A 19,772-nucleotide genomic window follows, 5' to 3' on the forward strand; every position below is an offset into this window, starting at 1 on the left:
ACCTGGGACTGCTGGCCGGCGCCCAGCGCGTGGAGGGCACGCTCTGCGGCAACGGCGAGCGCACGGGCAACCTCGACATCGTGAATGTCGCGTTGAATTTCTACATGCACGGCATCGACCCAAAGCTCAATTTCCGCGACATGGGCGCACTGATCGAAATCTACGAGCGGTGCACGGGGATGACAGTGCCGCCGCGCCAGCCGTACGCCGGTGAACTGGTCTTCACAGCCTTCTCCGGCTCACACCAGGACGCGATCAAGAAAGGTCTCGGTGAATGGGAGCGCGACGGGCGCACGCATTGGGATGTGCCGTACCTGACGATCGACCCGCGCGATATCGGGCGCGAGTACCGCGAAGTCATCCGCGTGAATTCACAGAGCGGCAAAGGCGGCGTCGCCTATCTGCTCGAGAGCGAATTTGGCATCGAATTGCCGAAGGATTTGCAGCGCGAATTCGGCCCGCTGGCCAACGACGAGGTGGACCACCTCGGCCGGGAGGTCAGCGCCGGGGAACTGAAAGCCATGTTCTGGCGCGAATACATCGAGCGCGTGGAACCGTGGGAACTGATCCATTTCCATGCCGATGGCGTGGATGGCAGCTTCTCGTGCCGCGCGTCCGCCCGCCGGGCCGGCGAACACGTGAAGCTGGTCGGCGAAGGCAATGGCCCCATTGCCGCGTTCGTGCATGCGTTGCACCAGAGCGGTGCGCCGCGATTCGAGGTCGCGGATTTCAAGCAGCACGCGCTCAGCGCGGGAACGGAAGCCAGCGCCATCGCCTACATCCAAATCCGGCTGCCCGATGGCAAAACCAAATGGGGCGCCGGCGTGGATACGAATATTGAGCTGGCCTCGATCAAGGCAGTGCTCGGCGCCGTGAATCGTGCCGCAGGCAAGGCAGTCGTCGCTGCGTAAAGGCCATACTCTATTGCTGGGCAGGCGGGCGGGCTTCCGTTAAAGACGGCGGCGTGAAAAATGTTGCCGTCATTCCGCTCGTCCTGTCCATCGCCTTGCTGCTGGGCAGTTGCTCGACACCGAAACGCGAAGCCACCGTCTCGGATTCCGAAACGCTAAAGCAGAGCGGCGCTCCCGCGTCCGTCAATCTGCGCCAGATGATCGTGCCCCACGGCAAGTACGGGCGGCACATCGAGTTTCCGCTGCACGCGACGTACATCACTATTCACTCGACCGACAACCGCAACGCCACCGCGCTCCAGCACGCGCGCGGCATGGCTGTGGGCGCATTCCGTGGCCGGACGAAATGGAATCGCACGGGCTACATGACGTGGCATTTTACGGTCGATGATGTGCAGGCCATCCAATCGCTCCCGCTCAACATCCAGGGTGAACACGCGGACCACGACGGGCCCGGCAACAACACGAGTATCGGCATCGAGATCTGCGAACTGCGCGATCCCGCCCGCCAGGCCGCCGCCCTCGACCGCGCCGCGCGCCTTACCGCGTGGCTCATGCACGACCAGAACATTCCGCTGGATCACGTCGTGCCGCACTATCACTGGCCGCAATGGCATTTCCACGGCAATCAGAAGAACTGCCCGCGCATCCTGCTGGAACACGGCAAGCCCGGCCCGCGCTGGGACGCCTTTCTGCAAAAGATCAACGGTTACTATTGATCGGGGACCGCGCTTCCTGCTTGGCGGATATTTACACCCGGTTCACATCGCCCTTTCCTCAGGCGGAAAGTGTGGCTTTGTAGGAATCCGCCATGAATCCGTCGCGCCACACCGAAACTCCCGAATTACTCGCCCCCGCAGGCGATTGGGATTGCATGCGCGCGGCGGTGGCGAATGGGGCGGATGCCGTGTATTTCGGCCTGCCGCGGTTCAATGCGCGGCTGCGGGCGCATAATTTCACCGAGGCGGAATTGCCGGAGGTGGTCGCGTTTTGCCATCGGCATGGCGTGAAGGCGTATGTGGCGTTCAACACGCTCGTCTTCACCGGGGAGCTGGCGGATGCCGGCGAGTACCTGCGGTTGTTGAGTCGCGCGGGGGTGGATGCGCTCATTGTCCAGGACGTGGGCCTGGTGCGACTCGCGAGTGAGATCACGCCGGACCTGCCGATCCATGCTTCGACGCAGATGACGATCACTTCGCCGGAAGGCGCCGAATTTGCGCGGGAACTGGGCGTCCAGCGGGCGGTGCTCGCGCGCGAACTGTCCTTGCGCGAGATGGAAAAGTTTACCCCGACGCAGTTGCCGCTGGAGGTCTTCGTGCATGGCGCGCTGTGCGTCGCTTACTCCGGCCAGTGCCTGACGAGCGAGTCGCTCGGGCAGCGCAGCGCGAATCGCGGCGAATGCGCGCAGGCCTGCCGCATGCCGTACGAATTGGTCGTCGACGGCGCGTTGCGCGAGCTCGGGGACCGGCGCTATTTGCTCTCGCCGCAGGATCTCGCGGCAGTGGACGAAATCCCGGCGCTCATCGAGGCCGGCGTGATCAGCTTCAAGATCGAAGGCCGGCTGAAGACGCCGGAATACGTCTCCGCCGTGTGCCAGGTGTATCGCAAGGCGATCGACGCCGCACTGGCCGCGCGCGAGTTTCATCCCAGCGCCGCGGATCGCTATCAGCTCGAGATGACTTTTTCGCGCGGCCTCTATACGGGCTGGATGCACGGCGTGAACCATCAGGAACTCGTCTCCGCGCGCTATGGCAAAAAGCGCGGGGCGTTCGCCGGGCGCATCGCCCGCGTGGGCCGCGACTCCGTGGAGTTTGCGCCGGAAGTGCCGCTGAAAGCGGGCGATGGCGTGGTCTTCGACACGGGCGGCGATACCAATGCGGAACAAGGCGGACGCATCTTTGAGATCAAGGGTCAGCGGCTTTTCTTTCAGCACGATCATATCGATTTCGGACGACTCAAGGCCGGTGACCGCGTGTGGAAAACGGATGATCCCGAACTCGACAAACGCCTGCGGCAATCGTTCACGGGCCGGATCGAACCGCGCCGCCGCGAGCAGATTGAGATGAGCGTCCGCGGGCGCGCAGGTGAACCGCTGGAATTGCGGGTCGATGCCGTGACCGTAAAATCGGGCATCCCGCTGCAAGCCGCACGAACCGCTCCGCTCACCGTCGAGAAACTGCGCGATCATCTCGGCCGTCTCGGAGACAGCGCGTACGAGCTGGGCGAGTTGCTCTGCGAGCTGGAGGGTGAAGTCATTCTGCCCATCGGCGAGTTGAATCGCCTGCGCCGCGAACTCGTCTTTCAACTGGATGCCGCTCGGTCCGTGACGCGACACGAGGGGCTGGCAGGCGTGGAGGCCATTGTCACGCGCGTCCGAACCTCTTCCGTCAGCCAACCACGGAGCACGCCGGCGCTGCGCGTCTTGTGCCGCTCGATGGAGCAACTCGACGCGGCGCTGGAATGCGGCGTCGAGGAAATCTCCGTGGATTTCGAAGACATTCGCCGCGGCAAGGACGCCGTGGCCCGGGTGCGGGAGTCCGGCACCGGCGCGCGCATCTTTCTCGCCACCCCGCGCATTCAAAAGGCCGGCGAGCAGGGCTTTTTCAAATTGATCGAGAATGCCGCGCCGGATGGTGTGCTCATTCGTAATCTCGGGGCGATTGCTTATTTCGCAGAGCGCAATGCCAGTGACCATCCGCGTCTCCAGCTCATCGGCGATTTCTCACTCAACGTCGCCAACCCGCTGACGGCGGCGTATTTCATGAGCAAGGGGCTCGAACGCGTGACGATCAGTTACGACCTGAATATCGAGCAGGTGCTCGATCTGCTCAGCTCCGCGCCCCCATCATGGTTCGAGCTGACGCTCCACCAGCACATGCCGATGTTTCACATGGAGCACTGCGTCTTCGCGGCGTTCATGTCCAAGGGGACATCCTTCCTCGATTGCGGACGACCCTGTGAAAAACATCGCGTGCACTTGCGCGATCGCGTGGGCATGGAGCATCCGCTGCGCGCCGACGTGGGCTGCCGCAACACACTCTTTAACGCCGTGCCGCAAACAGGCGCACGATTCTTTGCGCAACTCGAAGCCGCCGGTCTGCGCGACTACCGCATCGAATTGCTCGAAGAGAACGCCACGGATGCACGCCGCGTGATTCAGGCCTACCAGGCGCTGCTCTCCGGGGGGCAAGCGGGCGAGGAACTGTGGCGCACGCTCCAGGCGCAGTCGCAGCTCGGAGTGACGCGCGGGACTTACGAAGCGCGCACTTAGAAAACAATCGTCGTTCGCAAGCCGACGACCAAAGCGTTCCCGTGTGCGCCCGAGCCGCCAGGGTGAACGATGTATTGCACATCCGGCTGAATCCACAGGCCCTGCCGAACGTGCGCATTATAGGTCATCTCGATCGCTTGCTCGTAATCGGGGATGGCCACGTGCGTGCCATCGAAATGATTCGCGTCGCGCGTGGCGGCGGCGTTGGCCGCGCCGGAGTGAATGAGATTGTACCCGATGCCGAAGATGTCGCTGTCCCGCCCGGGCAAGAGGCCGGTGTAGACGAATCCTGCCTCCGCGGAAAAATCGTAGGCGTTGCGATCGGGCGGCAGGAAGGTGGCGTGCAGAAATGCGCCCAACCCCTGCGTCTCCGTCCCCGGCTCGCGATACAACTCCTGGTCCCACATCGCATAGATGGACCAGTCACCACCATGCGCCCGGGCCAGGGTCGGCCGGCCGGTCGATTGCAAGCCGATGAGGCCAGAGTCATAGGCATCGGAAAAGGTATCCGTGTCGTAAGTGGCCCCGATCTTCACGCTGGTAAACAAGCCGCGCGCTTCCTGCACCGCCTTCTTCCCGTCGCCGGTCGACGCGGGCGCGGCTCCCGGATCAGGCGGGTCGTGGAAATGAAAGGTCGCCTCGGCAATGAGAAAGGCGCCTTCGTCATGCCGCAGCGCCCACTCGGTGCCGTGTTTGTTGAATTCGTTCGAAGGCACGGCATTCGGAGACGGATCGGGAAAGACCCCCGGCGCTGGGTTGCCATCGAAAGCGCCGAGCAGCACATAACTCCAACTCGTGGGCTGCGCGCGCAGCCGCAGCGCGGGTGCCGTGTAGGGATACGTGGGCAACGGCCCATTCAGCCCGAGGGCCGAGGACCAGCCGAAATTCGAGCGGACAAAAATGTTTTCCATCGGGGTCTGGTAAAACTCGTCGTCCACGGCCAGCAAACCCGCGCGCAACGAGAGATTCCCCTCGCCGACGCCCTGCTCCACCCAGAGGGCCTGCAGCCGGATGCTATCGTAGGCGTCGATGCTGCTGCTCACGCTGATGTCGCCCAGCGCCTTTTGCGTGATGCCGGCGCCGTGCGGATAGTAACCCAGGACGTGAAACCTCGCGCCCCGCCAGCCGGCAATCTTGTTCGGGTCCGCATCGAGGCCGAGCGTGACCAGACCTTCGTAGGACGCGGCGCGGCGCAGCCCGCCGGTGGTGTTGCCCAGCACTTCGCCGACGTAGCTCAAGCTCAGACCGAGGCCGTGTTGCGCGAGCCAGGGCCGGAGGCCATCCCAATCGCTGCTCAACACATCCGAAGGAATCGACACCTCCGACCACTTGGACAACGGATCTTCCCCGGCGAGAGCAGTCACGCCCAAGCCAAGAAAGGCGATCAACGGCAGGCCGTGCGCTTTCATGTCAGGCGCGCCGAAAAGCTTCCCGCGTCCTCGTCATGAGAATTATTTGCCGGGAGGCGCCGACTTGTGCTCGCTGTGGCAGGCCTTGCAGTTCACCGCATCCTTGTAGTGCGCGGTGGCGTCGGGCTTTTTCTCGACCACTTCCTCGGTCGCGGCAATGAGCTTCTCGACCTTCACCTTGTAAGCGGCCTGGTCGCCCTTCGGCGGCTTGGTGTCAAGCATGGCCTTGTAGAGATCGAGGGTCTTTTTCACGTCTGCCTCGGGCGCGGTGCCATCGACGATCTTGTCGCTGAGCTTCTTTTCGCCCTGAGGCGCCTTGTGGGCAAATTTCATGGCGTCCTTGATGGGATTGGTCTCTTCCACCGCGAAGGCGATGGTGGTGGCAACGGCGGCGATTACGGTGACGGTGAGGAATCGAGATTTCATGTGCTGAGGATTGGCGTGGAACTAGCGAAGCCGCAGCGCAACGACGAGCAAATAGTGAGCAATCACAAGCAAGTGCGAAGCCACCAAAAGCCTGCAACCCCGACGGATCGAGGGTTGCAGGCGGGAAGAAACGGGACGCGGAACGGTTACTGCGCCTTGGCCCACGCGAGGCCATCGGCGTTCTTGCCGACTTCGATGAGCGTCACCAGTTCCCATTTTTTGAGGTCGATGACGCCCACCTTCGAGCTGAAATCGCAGGAGACATACGCCATGGCACCATCCGGACGTATGAGGATTTCCTGCGGGGCGCGCGGAAGCTGAAATTCGCGGACCACCTTCTTGGCCTCGAGATCCACCACGGCGACGGTGCCCAACCCACAGCACACGAGCAGCGATTTGCCGTCGGGCGTGGGAGCAGTGCCGTAGCCGAAGTCAGGGATGTCGATGCGGTTCGCGACTTCGTTCGTTTGCGTGTCGATGACGATGAGTTGCGCCTTGGTTTGGTCCGAGGTGAAGACCCAGCGGTCATCGACGGAGAGCGAGATGCGCTGCGTCTTGCCGGCCACGGGAATCGTCTTCACCAGCTTTTTCTGCTCGAGATCGAGCACGGAGACGGTGCCGGTGGAAACATTCGCGGTGTAGCCGCGCTTGCCGTCGCGGGTGACGGCGAGCATGTGCGATTCCGGCTCACCGGTGGGAATGGTGCCGACGATCTTCAGCGTCGCCGGATCGATGATGGAGACGGTATTTTCGATCTCCGTGGTGACGTAGAGGAGATTGGTCTTCTGGTTGTAGACCGCACAATGGGGGCGCACGCCCCGGCCGAAATCGATCGTGTCGGTGATCTCGCGCTTGGCCACGTCCACCACGCGAATGAGCTGCCCATTCGAGCCGGGCTTGCCGACGCCGGCATCGCCGTAGATCGGCATGAAGGCGCGCTTGCCATCCGGTGTGGCGACCAGTTCGTGACAGGTATTGCCACCTTCGGGCATGGTGGCGATTTGTTTGTTCGTCGCGGGATCGACGATGGAGAGCGTCTGGTCGGCTTTATTGGTCACGAGGAGCCAGCCGGGCGCGGCGTCTTCCGCCTGGGCCATGCCGAGGCCGGCAAAGCCGAGAGCGAGAGCGAGCGCAGTCACGCGATGACGTTTCGGGGAGGTGGGGTGCGTATTCATGGGTGTGTGGGATGATGATCGGTCACGAGCCGCGAACGTAGGCAAAAATGCGCGGCGACGCATCTTTGCTGAGACGCCTTCCGTCACAAAACGGCGGCACTCCCAATCAACGCCCGACCTTGCCGGCCTTGGACGCGCCGCAGCCACAGTCGCTCCCGCAGTTTTTGCCACCGGCGCGCTTGCGCAGAAAACGCACCACGAAAAAGGTGAGAGCTCCGGCGATGATGCCGGCGACAGCGAGTTGATCGAGGAGCGGGTTCAATGGAAGCCGAGGAGTTTGCCGCCTTGAAAGACGATGAACGCGCCGACCCAGGCCAGCGTGGTCATGTAGGCGATTTGGAAGAGAGGCCATCGCCACGAGTTGGTCTCGCGGCGGACAATGGCGACGGTGCTGATGCACTGCATGGCGAGAACATAGAACACCATGAGACCGATGCAAACGAGCGGCGTGAAGACGGGCGATCCGTCGGCGCGCTTCTCGGCGACCATCGTGTCGCGCAGCGGCTCGATGTCCTCCTTGTCCTTGCTCTCGACGCTATAGACGATGGACATGGTGCCGACGAAGACCTCGCGCGCGGCGAAGCTGCCGATGAGACCGATGCCGATTTTCCAGTCGAAGCCGAGCGGGGTGATGGCCGGTTCAATCGCGTGGCCCATGCGGCCGGCGAGGCTCTGCGCCAGCGCCTCGGACGGCGTCGCCTTGGGATCGGATGGCTTCGGGTAGGTGGCCAGCGCCCAGAGCAGGATGGAGAGCGCCAGGATGACAGTGCCGGCGCGCCGCAGGAACAGGCCCGAGCGTTCCCACATGCGGATGGCCACGCCTTTCCACGACGGCATGCGGTAGGGTGGCATCTCCAGAAGCAGCATCGGCGTTTCTCCCTTGAGCAGCTTCTTTTTGAAAAGCCACGCCATGCCGAACGCCACTATCGCGCCGAGGAAGTACATGCAAAGCATGATCAAAGCCTTTGGCCACGCCGAGTAGCCGGGAATGAGCACGGCGATCATGATCGTGTAGACGGGCACGCGCGCCGAGCAACTCATGAGCGGTGCGACGAGGATGGTCACGAGCCGGTCCTTGCGATTCTCAATCGTGCGCGTGGCCATGATGCCGGGAATCGCGCAGGCGAAGCTGCTGAGCATGGGGATGAAGGACTTGCCGTGCAGCCCGGCTTTCGACATGAGCCGGTCCATAATGAACGCGGCGCGCGCCATGTAGCCGGTGTCTTCCAGGATCCCGAGGAAGAAATAGAGAATGAGAATCTGTGGCAGGAAGATGACCACGCCGCCGACGCCGGCGATGACCCCATCGGTGAGAAGTCCGCGCAGATCGCTCTCGGGCAAATGGTCGCCGACCCACTTGGCGAGGGCGGCGGCGCCGTCCTTGATCCAATCCATCGGAACCTGGGCGACCACGAAGATGCAGAAGAACATCAGCGACATCATGCCGAGGAAGGCGACCCAGCCCCAGACGCGGTGCGTGAGCCAGCCATCGAGCTTGTCGGAGATCGAGACCGCGTGGTGGCTGTCGCCGCTGTGATGGGCCGCGGCGCAAACCTGTCCGATCCAGTCGTAGCGGGCATCGACGGGAGCGGAGAGGGGATCGATGCCGGCGGTGAGCAGGCGTTGCTGGGCGACCTTCGTCGCCTCCACGATCGCGCGATCGTGGTGCGTTACTTCGTCCAACGCGGCCTCGTGCAAGGTGAGCAGCAGGAGCGCTTCACCCCGCGCGACCTCGTGGGCCACGGGCAATTGCTTCGCCAGCGCCATGACTTCGCGTTCGAGCACGATGGGCATCTGCGCGCAGATCGCGGGCGGCGGCAGCGGGGAACGCGACACGGCCTGGCGCAGTTCGATCAAGCCCACGCCCTTGGTCGCGACCATGGGAATCACGGGCACGCCGAGCTTTTCGCGCAGCGCCATGAGGTCGATGACCACCCCATTTTTCTCCGCGACGTCGACCATGTTGAGCGCCACGACGATGGGGATGTTCAACTCGAGCATCTGGGCAACGAGATAGAGATTGCGCTCGAGATTGCTGGCGTCGACCACGCAAATGATCACGTCCGGGCGCGGTGTGTCCGGCTGGCGGCCGAGCAGCACATCGCGGGCGACGGCTTCGTCCGGCGAGCGGACCTGCAGGCTGTAGCTGCCGGGGAGATCGAGCAATTCCATCGCCTCGCCGTGGCTGCCGAAGAAACGCCCCGTCTTCTTCTCAACGGTCACGCCGGGGTAGTTGCCCACCTTTTGCCGCAGGCCGGTCAGGGCGTTAAAAATCGTGCTCTTTCCGCAATTGGGATTGCCCGCAATCGACACGTGTCGCATGACATCGCGAGTCGGGGGCGCCGGGGAAACTTGGGCGGGAGCGGCCATGGCCTAGAGCCGCGCGACGAGCACGCCAGCGGCTTCGTTTTTCCGCAGGGACAGATGATAGCCGCGGACCTTGATATCGATCGGGTCACCCAAGGGCGCAAAGCGGATTACCTCAAATTGTGCGCCCACCGTGAGGCCCATTTCCAGGAGCCGCTGGCGATGCTCCGGCGGCAGCACAAAACCGAGCACGCGGCCTTTCTGGCCGAGGGGCAGGGTGCTAAGGGATTCGCTGGCCTCGGCAGTCACGCGGCGATTCTTTCTACGCGAACGTGTTCTCCCAAGTCCCGCCCGATGGCCACGCGCATGCCCATGACGGAGCAGATGATCGCTGCGCCGTCCGCGATCTTGCGCACTTCCACGCGATCCTGAAATCCCAACTCCCTCAGCCTGAGGCACTCTGGGCAGTCCGGACAGATCGTCACCACTCGCAAACGCTCCCCGACCCTGGCACGCGCCAGAGTGAAGATCGGCTTGGAAGACGAGTTCGGCATGGGAAGGAGAGGGCAAAATAGCAGTAGTTGAGATTTTGTCGCAATAAAATTGTGGTGGCTTCCCTTACCCCAAACCAACCGCAAAATTAAGCTGGGCTTAACTACTGCGTTCGATCGTCCGTGTGATCGCCCTTCCTGAATGCCATGGAATGGCATTAACCAAGTCTCCGCGCGCGGCGTTAATGCCCCACACGCGAAAAAATTCCGACCTTTACCCGCCTTTACCCGCCTTTACCCGCCTTGACTGGCCTTGACTGGCCTATTTTTACACTGGCTCGGCCATAGGCCAATCAAGGCCGTGGAGCAGCCAATCCAAGCCGCGATTCCAAGCGCATTTCTGCAACTTATTTGCATCAAGCCGATCCCGAATCGTCTGTCAAAGAACCTCCTCCCGCGCATTTCAAATGCTCCTCCCCCAACCAAAATCCTCCCTTTCCCTCTCCATCTCACACGCGTTTATAGCATGACCACCGCCAAAAAGCAAGCAAAATCGACGCAGCCAGCACCGAAACATCCTCCTTACTGGCGCTGTGCCGTTTTGCCCCATCCGTCGGAAAAAGCGCACTTGGGTGGACGGGTGGATAGGTCGTCCTGAGGTGATTCTCACAGGCAGCCGCAGGGAGAGGCCGGAGTGGCACCTTGAATGCTCTCGCGCGGTGGCTTCCATGTCCGACCCCACCGCGCCGCCCCGCAAAATGCCCGCCCTGCTGGCGCTGGCTCTCGGCGCGCTCCTTTCGCTCCTCGTGGCCGGACTGCTGCGCGACTGGGAACGCCGGGAAGCGCAGGAGCAAGTGCGGCAGGTCGCCCAGGACCGCGCGGAAGTGCTCCGCGGGCAGATCATGCGCTCGATGGAGGTGCTCCACGCCATCGCCTCTCTCTATGAGACCCGCGGGGAAGTGAGCCGGGCGGAATTCAGCAAATTCGTCGCCGACGCGCTGGCCCGGCAGCCGGAGCTCCAGGCGCTCGCCTGGGATCCGCGGGTGCCCGGTGCGGAGCGCGACACCTGGGAGCAGCGTGCTCACGACGAAGGCTTCCCCGGTTTTCATTTCACCGAGGAACTGGACGACTCCACCCTCATCCCGGCGACGAACCGCGCGGAATACTTCCCCGTCTTCTATCTGGAAACCTTGCAAAGAAACGCGGCGGCCTTTGGCTTCGACGTGAATTCCGAACCGCGGCGGCGGCGGGCGCTCGAGCAGGCGCGCGATACCGGCCAGGTGATCGCCACGGCCTCCTTGCGCCTTGCCCAGGAACCCGGATCGCAGCTCGGTTTCCTCGTCTTCCAGCCGCTCTTTGAAGGCGCACCCGTTTCGGTGGAGCAAAGGCGCACGCAATTGCGCGGCTTCGCGGTCGCCGTCTTCCGGGTCGGCGACCTGGTTTCTTCCGCCCTGCGCACGACCGAAGCGAAGGGCCTGGCCGCGACCATCACCGACGAAGCGGAACGCAGTGTCATTTACGGGCGGAAAATCTCCTCCAGCGAGCCGGGATGGGACACCGCACTGGAAGTGGCCGGTCGCCGCTGGATCCTGCACTTCACGCCGATGCCGGCCTTCAGCGCGACCGCGCTTTCCTGGCAATCGCGGGCCGCGCTGCTGGCGGGGCTCCTTTTCACCGGGCTCGTCGCCGCGTTCCTTTGGAACAATGCCCGCCGTGCCGCCCAGATCGCCCAATCGAATGCCGCCCTGCTCGCGGAAGTAGACATTCGCAAGCGCGCCGAGGCGTCGGCCGGGGCCGCGAATCGCGCCAAGTCCGAATTCCTCGCGAACATGAGCCACGAAATTCGCACGCCGATGAATGCGATTCTCGGCTACTCGCAAATTCTGCTCCGGGACAGCGCGCTGCATCCCTTCCAACGCGACGCGCTCGCCACGATCTCGAGCAGTTGCGACCATCTGCTCCACCTCATCAACGAAATCCTCGATCTCTCCAAGATCGATGCCGGGCGCATGGAACTGGAAACCGCGGACTTCGATCTCGTGTCGCTCGTGCGCGAGTTGACCGCTCTCTTTCAGCACCCGTGCGAAGAGAGGCAGCTCGGTCTGCGCGTGGAGGGACTCGACAGCATGCGCACGCTCGGCGTCCGCGGCGACGTCGGCAAGCTGCGTCAGGTGCTCATCAATCTGCTCGGCAACGCCGTGAAATTTACACAACGCGGCCGCGTGACCCTGCGTCTCGAGCGCGAAGAAAGCCATTCCTGGAAATTCGAAGTCAGCGATACCGGCATCGGCATTCCGCCCGAGGCGCAAGGCACGATCTTCAAGCCCTTCCAGCAAGGCCCCGGGGCGCGCGGCCACGGCGGGACCGGTCTCGGCCTGACCATCGCCAGCCGCCAGGTGACGCTGATGGGCGGCAAGCTCGAGGTGCGTTCCGATCCCGGCGCGGGCTCGACGTTTTTCTTCACGCTGGTCTTGCCCGCGGCGGCGTCCCGGACGGCCGCCGTGGTGGAAGCGCGCGAGGTGGAACGCCTCGCCGCCGGCTCGGAAGTGCGCGCCTTGATCGTGGATGACATTCGCGAGAACCGCGAAGTCCTCTCCACGTTGCTGGCCGCGATCGGCTGCGAAATCGTCCTCGCCGAAAATGGCCGCCAGGCGCTCGAAGCGGTTTCCGTTTCGCATCCCGATATCGTTTTCATGGACATGCGCCTGCCGGAAATCGACGGCCTGGAGGCGACGCGGCGCATCGTGAACGACTACGGCGCGGAAGGCTTGAAAGTCGTGGCGATGTCCGCTTCCGCGCTCGAGCACGAACGCGAAATGTATCTCAAGGCGGGCTGCGATGATTTCATCGCCAAGCCCTTTCGCAGCGCGCGCCTCTATGACTGTCTGCACCATCTGCTCGGCGTGGAGTTCGAGTACAAAGCGCCGCCCGATGGCGCGGAAAGCGCACCCTTGCTGGATCTCGGGCGCATCGTCCTGCCGGAGGATCTCGTCACGCGCCTGATGATGGCGGCGGAATTGCACAGCGCCACCGTCTTGAAAAGCTGCCTGCGCGAGGTCGAGGAAACCGGCCCGCCGGGCCGGCGGCTCGCCGCGCACTTGCGCGAGTTCCTCGCCAGTTACGACATGGAAATGATTCAAAAAATCGCCGCGCAGATTGCCGTTGCGCCCAACGGCACCACCTCTCCCTCCGCATGAGCCGCGAACAAATCCTGATTGTCGACGACACGCCCACGAATATCGATCTGCTCACCGCGGCGCTCGAACCGCGCGGTTACGAAATCCTCGCTGCGCCCGGGGGCGAAGCCGGCCTGAAGATCGCCGCGAAGGCGCTTCCCGACTTGATTCTGATCGATGTGGTCATGCCGGGGCGGGACGGTTTTGCCATCTGTCGCGAACTCAAGGCCGATGAAGCCACGCGCGAAATTCCCGTGCTCTTCATCACCGCCAAGCAGGAGACGGCGAGCGTGGTGAATGGCTTCCGCGTCGGCGCGGTCGACTACATCTTGAAGCCGTTCCAGGCGGAGGAAGTCGTGGGGCGCGTGGAGACACACTTGAAGATCAGCCGGCTGACCCGCGAACTGCAGCGCAAGAATGCGGAACTCGAGGACGAAGTCACGCGGCGGCGCACGGCGGAAGACGCCCGCGAAAGAGCCGACGCCCGCTTTTCCACGCTCTCCGCGCGCGAAGCCCAGCGCTGGGGCCTGGCCGGCTTCATCGGGCAGAGCGGCTTGATCCGCAAGATCCTCCAGGACGTGGAGCGACTGCATCAATTTGCCAACACCAGCGTGCTCATCACCGGCGAAAGCGGCACCGGCAAAGAGCTCGTCGCGCGCGCGATCCACCACGGCAGCCCGCGGGCCGGCGCGCCATTTATTCCCGTGAACTGCGTTGCGATCCCCTCGGAACTGGCGGAGTCGATGCTCTTCGGTCACTTGAAGGGTTCATTCACCGGCGCGACTTCGGACCGCAAGGGATGGTTCGAGCTGGCCGACGGTGGCACGCTTTTTCTCGATGAAATCGGGGACATGCCCGCAACGCTGCAGGCGAAGTTACTGCGCGTGCTGGAGGACGGTGAGATCACGCCGGTGGGCGCGGCGCAATCCCGGCGGGTGGATGTGCGCGTCATCAGCGCGACGAATGCCGACCTCAGCGCCCGGATCGCCACGGGCACTTTCCGCCAGGACCTCTACTTCCGGCTCGCGCGTTTCATCGTGCAAACGCCGCCGCTGCGCGAACGGCCCGAGGATATCCCGCTCCTCTGCGCGCATTTCCTGCGGCTATTCTCCGAGGAGATGGGCATGGCCCCACCCGCTCTCGCGCCGGACGCGCTCGATTGGTTTTCCACCTATTCGTTCCCCGGCAACGTGCGCGAATTGAAGAACCTGATCGAGCGCGCCCTCATTGCCAGCGGTGGAAAATCCATCGAGCGGAAACACGTGCAGGTCTCCGTGGGTCCGTCGGCGCCCGCGCCTGCGCTGGAGGTGCGCCCGGCTGCCCCGTCCGCGGCGAGTCTGCCGCTGAATCTCGAAGAAGCCGAGAACGTCTTGATCCAGCGCGCGCTCGAGCAAACGCGCGGCAACGTCGCGGAAGCCGCGCGACTGCTCGGGGTCAATCGCAGCCGGATTTACCGGCGCTTTCCGCAGGGGACGGAGTCGTAGGGGGCCGCGAGGTAAGTCAATTCATCGAAAACTTTGACCAGCGAATCACACAGATCACGCGAATGAAATCCGCCCATTCGTGTGATCTGCGTGATTCGCTGGCTCACCTCTTCTTTCCGCGATTTATTCCCATTTCGTAGGATCGGCCACTACCGATCGAACCGGAACAGATGCGCGTCGGGATGGCGGCGGCCGGCCAGCGCTTCGCGGATGATATCGGCGGCAATGGCACTGTAGGTGATGCCGTTGCCGCCGAACCCAAGGGCGAAATGGCAACGGGGCATCTGGCGGATCTGTCCGATGTACGCCAGGCCATCCTTGGTTTCCCCGAAGGTCCCGGCCCAGCGATAGTCCACCTTGAAATCGATCTGCGGGAATAGTTCGCGAAAACGCTTTTCCAAGCGGGCGGTCTTGCTTTCCACCAGCCGGTCCCGCCGCACGGGATCGCGAAAGGGCACGTCTTCGCCGCCCACGAGAATGCGACCGTCGGCCGCGGTGCGCAGATAGAGATAAGGCCGGGCCGTTTCCCAGATCAGGCACTGCTTCCACCAGCCCGGAAAGCGGGTGACACGTTCGGTGGCCAGGGCAAAGGTGCTCTTGAGTTGCACCACCCGGCGGGGCAGAAAATCCTGTGATTCGTAGCCGGTGGCGAACACCACGTGGGAGGCGCGAATGACATGGCCGGTATCCGTCTTGAGCCGAACCTCCCTCGTTCCCGGCACGAATTCATCCACGCGGGTACGGTCGAAAATGCGCGCTCCCCGGGCGGCGCTATCGTGGAGCAAGGTGTGCGCGAGGCGGTGGGCGTCGAGTTGCGCCGCTTGCGTGGAGATGAGGGCGGCGGGGCGCGAAAAGGAAAAGTGCGCGCGGATCTCTTCTTCCTCGAGAAAGTCGGCCACGATGCCGGCGGCGCGCCGGGCGTCTCCTTCCCGCCGGAGGATGGCAACATCGGACTGCTTGGCCGCAAAGTAAGCACTGGGCCTGCGGCGAAACGTGCAACGCGCGCCTACTTCGAAGGCCAGGCGCTCGATGGTGTCGATGCTGCCATGACAGGCAAGATAGGCGCGCTCGGCATCGCGCTTGCCAATGCGGCGCGTGAGATCGATGAGGTGTTCATCGATTTCGTATTGCAAGAGCGCCGTGCTCGCACTGGTGCTGCCACAGGCGACGTCGCGCTTGTCGATCACCACGACATCCAGCCCCGCCCGCACGAGGCCATGCGAAATCAAGGCGCCGCTGATGCCCGCGCCGAGGACGAGCACATCGCAGCGGACATCGCCGGGGAGAGAAGGGTACTCGTTCAGCAGACCATTCTTCAGCAGCCAAAACGGATGAGGGGAGACGAGGTCCATGGAGATTGGTTAATGATGACTCTCGTCGCTTTCCACCCACTCAAAAGCCTCCCGCCGATCTAAAATCAGCGGAAGGCTTGGTTGAAAGATATTGGACTGCTTATTTGCCGACCTTCTTTTGCAGGTCTTCGGCCATGGAAAGGTGCATCTTCAAGGTGGGCAGTGTCTTTGCCGCGAAAGCTTTTACGTCGGGATCCGTTCCCTCGTTGGCCTCCTTCTCGAAAGCCGCGATGTCCTTTTTATGGTCGCTGACCATGGCTTCGGCGTAGGCCTTGTCAAAGCTCTCCCCGGACTTGACGTCCAGCAGTTTCGCTTTGCCTTGAGCCATCAGCGAGGGGTCTTCGGAGACCGATACCTTTTTGGAATTGGCCAGCGTTTTCAGCTCCGCGTTAGCCTTGGTGTGATCCGCGACGATGTGGGCGGCAAAGGCCTTGATTTCGGCGTTGGCGCTTTTGCCCTGTCCCAGCTCGCCCATTTTAACTTCCGCGAGGCCGCCCTGGTAGGCGTCCTTGATGAAGGATTTGTCGGAGCTGTTGACGGCGGCGTCATCGGCCAGGACGCCGGCCGCGCCGAGAACGAGAGCGGCAAAAGCCGCGAGGGAAGATGTAAGACGAATAGGTTTCATGGATAGATGTTAGTTAAGGATTGGTTCAAGAAAGCTTCGCAACGGACGCGCGTCGTGGCGGTATCGAAACCGTCGGGGTGGGAGCGAGTTCGCCTTGATGAGTCCCATAACGCCGGGCGAAGACTTGGGTAAACTCGGCCCCGAAAAACAGGATTTGCGCCGAGTAAAATGTCCAAAGCAGAATGATGATGAGTGACCCTGCCGCGCCGTAGCTGGAGGCCACCGCGGCCTGCCCGAGATAGAGGCCGATGAGAAACTTCCCGAGGGTGAAAAGCAGCGCGGTAATCCCTGCGCCGACCCAAACGTCCCGCCAGGCGATGCGCCGATCCGGCAGAACGCGAAAAATCAGCGCGAACAGGACCGTCACCACCACGAACGAGAGGCCGGCATTGGTCAGCTCCCACAGGCTCTGGGTGGCGGGCAGATAGCCTTGCATGAATTTGGACGCGGCGGCGAGGCCGGCGGACAGGACGAGCGAAATGAGCAGGAGAAAACCGATGACGAAGACCATCGCGAAGGAAAGCAGGCGGTCCTTGATCATCGCCGTCCAGGGGCGATTGGCGACGGGGACACCCCAGATCTGGTTCAGCGAATCCTGCAATTCCCCAAAGGCCCCGGAAGCACCAATCAAGAGCACGACGAAACCCACCACCGTTGCGATGACACCAGCTTTGGGCGACGCCGAGCTGGTGAGGATGGTATCGACCATCGCGGCGCCCTGCTGGCCGGCCAGGCTGGCGAATTGCCCCACGACCTCCGCGCGCGCCGCGTCGCGCTGGACAAGGAGGCTCATGATCGAAAGAACGAGAATGACCAGCGGCGCGAGGGAAAGCACCGCATAGTAGGCCAGTGCGGCGCCCATCTTCGGTGCCTTGTGCAGGTTCCACTGCTGGAAGGTTTCGATAAACAGGGAGAGCAATGATCGGAACATGGAGAACGCAAGTCTGCGAATGAGCTTCGCAGCGGCCACCGGCTTTGCGCTTCCGTATCGCCTGCTGAATCTCTCGTGGCTTCGCCGCGCCATCACAAAAGAGCAAAGCGGCAATTCCCGCGCGGAGGGAAGTCCTTTAGCGACTTTTGGCGGCGGCGCCGCAGTCTGCTTCCGTCGGAGCGCCCTTTTCCGTCACGCTGATCATCACGGGAGGCATGACAATGCCCTCGTTCAATTTAACAAAGTCTTCGATCGCGTCTTTCACTTCGCCGCCGAGGTCACTCATGTGCTTGATCTCCACTTTTTCCACCAGCTCCGCGTTGGTGCCGTCCGCGATTTCAACGACGAGTTTTTTCATGGACTCGAATAAATTTGCAGAAGCCGCTTCAAGCCGTCGGCTTCTTACCGGTAATAAAGTGCATCACCACCAGGATCGCCGCGACGACCAAGAGCAGATGGATCAGGCCGCCGGCGACGTGGAGGAGCAAACCGACAATCCAGAGAACGATGAGAATGAGGCCGATGATAGCGAGCATAAGATTCGATGTTAGTGTTACCGCCTGAATCGCACCTTACCCGGCGACTGTTCGTAACCATCGTGTTCGGCGGCTTTCATTTTTTGGCGTCCTTCTTCGGGGTCCGCTTGATGCGCCACGTCGTGGTGGCCGGTTCCGCGAGCATGTCCGACCCGGGCCACAAACGGATGGCCCCGCGAAAGCCGTCCTGATTGTCGCCGCGTTCACACTTTTCCGGGACGGGGTCGAGATACTTGGCGTTGCCTCCCCCGATTTGAAAGACATCGGGAAAGAAGATGTCGCGCAGCAGCGCCACCGCGCGCTCGACCGATTTCTGCCAGCGGCCCTTGCCGCGACTGTTCAGCGCTTCCTTGCTCAGGCGATCCATGAAGGCCTCCGACTTGGACAGGGGCATCAAGCCGATTTCCAAGGGCACGACCGTGTCATCGGCAATCAAGGTGGCTCCCACGCTGGTCCCCAGACCCAGGAAAAGCATCCTTCCGGTATCGTAGCTGGCCAGCGCCTGCATCGCGGCATCGTTGATAATGCGGACGGGGCACTTGAAGGCCTTTTCGAAATCGAAATCCATCCAGCCGCCCGCGAGGTTCAGGGGATTGCGCGCGATGCGCCCCTCGCGCACGATCCCGGGAAAGCCGAGAGAGATCGCTTCATATTGCCAGTCTTCGGTCGCTTCCAGCACGCCCTTGACCATTTTGGCCGCGGTGAGGGTGCGGCCCGAGGGAAACTTGCGATAGCCCTCATGCCCACTGGCCATCATTTTTACATTGGTCCCGCCGACGTCGAGCATCAGGACTTTCATGGGACAACCTCCGCCGGTGCAAGCATGCGCATAATGAGTTCGGTAACGCCGTCTCCGTGATCCAGTTTGGTCACATAATCGACTTCGTCGCGAACCGAGGGCAGGGCATTCGCCACCGCCACGGAATAGCCGCAAATCTGGAGAAACGCGTGATCGTTCTCCGCGTCGCCGACGCCAACCACTTGCGCGGGAGTGAGGGATAGCCGTTCCGCAGCGGCGCGCAGGCCGGTGGCTTTATTGACGCCGCTCGGCAGGATCATCACCGAGCCTTTATTGAAGATCACTTGCAGTTCCAGGCCCATCTCCTTGATCGTTTGCAGCACGACATTTTCATGCGGTTCCCAAGTGGCGACGATCGATTTACCTACCTGGAGCGGCAGGCCGCGTTCATGCAGTCGAGCCACGAATTCGCTCGGCGGCGGCGGCGCAAGAGCTTCGACTTCACCGGTGTGTGGGTGATAGAGCACGGCCCCATTTTCCATCACGGCGAGATCGAACCAGTTGATCTCCGCGAAGATTCCGCGGAGTTCGTGAAGCTCGCGGCCGGTCACGAGGATCAAGCGGAAATGAGCCTCCTTCAGCTTGCGCAGCGCATGCAACGTCGCTCCGTTGACCGACCCATCGTGCGCCAGCGTGCCATCATAGTCCGTAGCCAGGGCACGCATGTTTGGGGGCAATGGTTTGTTCATGAAATCGTGTTAAGCGACGCTGAAGCCGCGCGGCGCCCGGTGTTCGTCTGCACTGAGTTTACCTTTGGCAGCACCAGCTTTCAGTTTGAGGAACATGCTTTAGCTATGTTTCGCAGAATGCGGGGGAGCTGGATGCCTAGAGACTGTTATGCACTTTTGACTGGTACGAGGAGGCGGAGTGAGCTTGAAA

At 62.5% G+C, this 19,772-nt stretch carries 19 protein-coding genes; 5 read left to right on the top strand and 14 right to left on the bottom strand.

Annotated features, from left to right (window positions below):
* The 3 genes from ABJF10_RS16845 to ABJF10_RS16855 form a co-directional block, all read left to right on the top strand.
* The coding region (locus ABJF10_RS16845) for an alpha-isopropylmalate synthase regulatory domain-containing protein (RefSeq protein ID WP_348545756.1) at positions 1–911 on the top strand (911 nt) is incomplete at its 5' end.
* A gap of 53 nt (positions 912–964) precedes the next feature.
* On the top strand, positions 965–1,630 hold the full coding sequence (locus tag ABJF10_RS16850; RefSeq protein WP_348545757.1) for an N-acetylmuramoyl-L-alanine amidase: 666 nt from the start codon (positions 965–967) through the stop codon (positions 1,628–1,630).
* A 92-nt stretch (positions 1,631–1,722) separates the two neighbouring features.
* Complete coding sequence (locus ABJF10_RS16855; RefSeq protein WP_348545758.1) at positions 1,723–4,182, top strand: DUF3656 domain-containing protein; 2,460 nt, start codon at positions 1,723–1,725, stop codon at positions 4,180–4,182.
* On the opposite strand, the gene ABJF10_RS16860 is transcribed toward ABJF10_RS16855, so the two are convergent.
* From ABJF10_RS16860 to ABJF10_RS16890, 7 genes are all read right to left on the bottom strand, one after another.
* The gene (locus tag ABJF10_RS16860) at positions 4,179–5,591 is read right to left on the bottom strand and encodes a carbohydrate porin (RefSeq protein WP_348545759.1); all 1,413 of its coding nucleotides are present in this window, start codon (positions 5,589–5,591) and stop codon (positions 4,179–4,181) included. The genes ABJF10_RS16855 and ABJF10_RS16860 overlap by 4 nt on opposite strands.
* Before the next feature lie 42 nt (positions 5,592–5,633).
* Complete coding sequence (locus ABJF10_RS16865) at positions 5,634–6,017, bottom strand: hypothetical protein (protein ID WP_348545760.1); 384 nt, start codon at positions 6,015–6,017, stop codon at positions 5,634–5,636.
* A gap of 146 nt (positions 6,018–6,163) precedes the next feature.
* Complete coding sequence (locus tag ABJF10_RS16870) at positions 6,164–7,192, bottom strand: cytochrome D1 domain-containing protein (protein WP_348545761.1); 1,029 nt, start codon at positions 7,190–7,192, stop codon at positions 6,164–6,166.
* Between the two features lie 106 nt (positions 7,193–7,298).
* Positions 7,299–7,454: a FeoB-associated Cys-rich membrane protein gene (locus tag ABJF10_RS16875; protein ID WP_348545762.1), complete on the bottom strand. Its 156-nt coding sequence runs from the start codon at positions 7,452–7,454 to the stop codon at positions 7,299–7,301.
* Entirely contained in the window at positions 7,451–9,562 is a 2,112-nt protein-coding gene (gene feoB / locus ABJF10_RS16880) for a ferrous iron transport protein B (protein ID WP_348545763.1), read from the bottom strand. Before feoB ends, ABJF10_RS16875 begins: the two co-directional genes overlap by 4 nt.
* Before the next feature lie 3 nt (positions 9,563–9,565).
* A complete protein-coding gene (locus ABJF10_RS16885) occupies positions 9,566–9,808 on the bottom strand; it encodes a FeoA family protein (RefSeq protein WP_348545764.1) in 243 nt (80 codons plus the stop codon).
* Positions 9,805–10,053 carry a FeoA family protein gene (locus tag ABJF10_RS16890; protein ID WP_348545765.1) on the bottom strand — a complete coding sequence of 83 codons (249 nt, stop codon included), beginning with the start codon at positions 10,051–10,053 and terminating at the stop codon, positions 9,805–9,807. Before ABJF10_RS16890 ends, ABJF10_RS16885 begins: the two co-directional genes overlap by 4 nt.
* Before the next feature lie 665 nt (positions 10,054–10,718).
* Between ABJF10_RS16890 and ABJF10_RS16895 the strand changes: the two genes are divergently transcribed.
* Positions 10,719–13,187 (top strand): CHASE domain-containing protein, encoded by a 2,469-nt coding sequence (locus tag ABJF10_RS16895; protein ID WP_348545766.1) that lies wholly within the window; start codon positions 10,719–10,721, stop codon positions 13,185–13,187.
* A complete protein-coding gene (locus ABJF10_RS16900) occupies positions 13,184–14,650 on the top strand; it encodes a sigma-54 dependent transcriptional regulator (protein WP_348545767.1) in 1,467 nt (488 codons plus the stop codon). The genes ABJF10_RS16895 and ABJF10_RS16900 overlap by 4 nt, the downstream gene beginning before the upstream one ends.
* Positions 14,651–14,799: 149 nt before the next feature.
* Here the strand turns inward: ABJF10_RS16900 and ABJF10_RS16905 are convergent, their stop codons facing one another.
* The 7 genes from ABJF10_RS16905 to ABJF10_RS16935 all read right to left on the bottom strand — a co-directional run bounded on the left by ABJF10_RS16905 (position 14,800) and on the right by ABJF10_RS16935 (position 19,558).
* Entirely contained in the window at positions 14,800–16,002 is a 1,203-nt protein-coding gene (locus ABJF10_RS16905; protein ID WP_348545768.1) for an FAD-dependent oxidoreductase, read from the bottom strand.
* A 100-nt stretch (positions 16,003–16,102) separates the two neighbouring features.
* The gene (locus tag ABJF10_RS16910) at positions 16,103–16,627 is read right to left on the bottom strand and encodes a DUF4142 domain-containing protein (RefSeq protein WP_348545769.1); all 525 of its coding nucleotides are present in this window, start codon (positions 16,625–16,627) and stop codon (positions 16,103–16,105) included.
* A 25-nt stretch (positions 16,628–16,652) separates the two neighbouring features.
* Positions 16,653–17,558 carry a YihY/virulence factor BrkB family protein gene (locus ABJF10_RS16915; protein ID WP_348545770.1) on the bottom strand — a complete coding sequence of 302 codons (906 nt, stop codon included), beginning with the start codon at positions 17,556–17,558 and terminating at the stop codon, positions 16,653–16,655.
* 136 nt (positions 17,559–17,694) lie between these two features.
* Positions 17,695–17,916: a hypothetical protein gene (locus ABJF10_RS16920; RefSeq protein ID WP_348545771.1), complete on the bottom strand. Its 222-nt coding sequence runs from the start codon at positions 17,914–17,916 to the stop codon at positions 17,695–17,697.
* Positions 17,917–17,944: 28 nt separating this feature from the next.
* Positions 17,945–18,094 (bottom strand): lmo0937 family membrane protein, encoded by a 150-nt coding sequence (locus ABJF10_RS16925; protein WP_348545772.1) that lies wholly within the window; start codon positions 18,092–18,094, stop codon positions 17,945–17,947.
* A 76-nt stretch (positions 18,095–18,170) separates the two neighbouring features.
* A complete protein-coding gene (locus tag ABJF10_RS16930) occupies positions 18,171–18,893 on the bottom strand; it encodes an ROK family protein (protein WP_348545773.1) in 723 nt (240 codons plus the stop codon).
* The gene (locus tag ABJF10_RS16935; RefSeq protein WP_348545774.1) at positions 18,890–19,558 is read right to left on the bottom strand and encodes an HAD family hydrolase; all 669 of its coding nucleotides are present in this window, start codon (positions 19,556–19,558) and stop codon (positions 18,890–18,892) included. Before ABJF10_RS16935 ends, ABJF10_RS16930 begins: the two co-directional genes overlap by 4 nt.
* Positions 19,559–19,772 lie beyond the last annotated feature (214 nt).

This window comes from Chthoniobacter sp. (assembly GCF_040003245.1).
GTDB lineage: Bacteria > Verrucomicrobiota > Verrucomicrobiia > Chthoniobacterales > Chthoniobacteraceae > Chthoniobacter.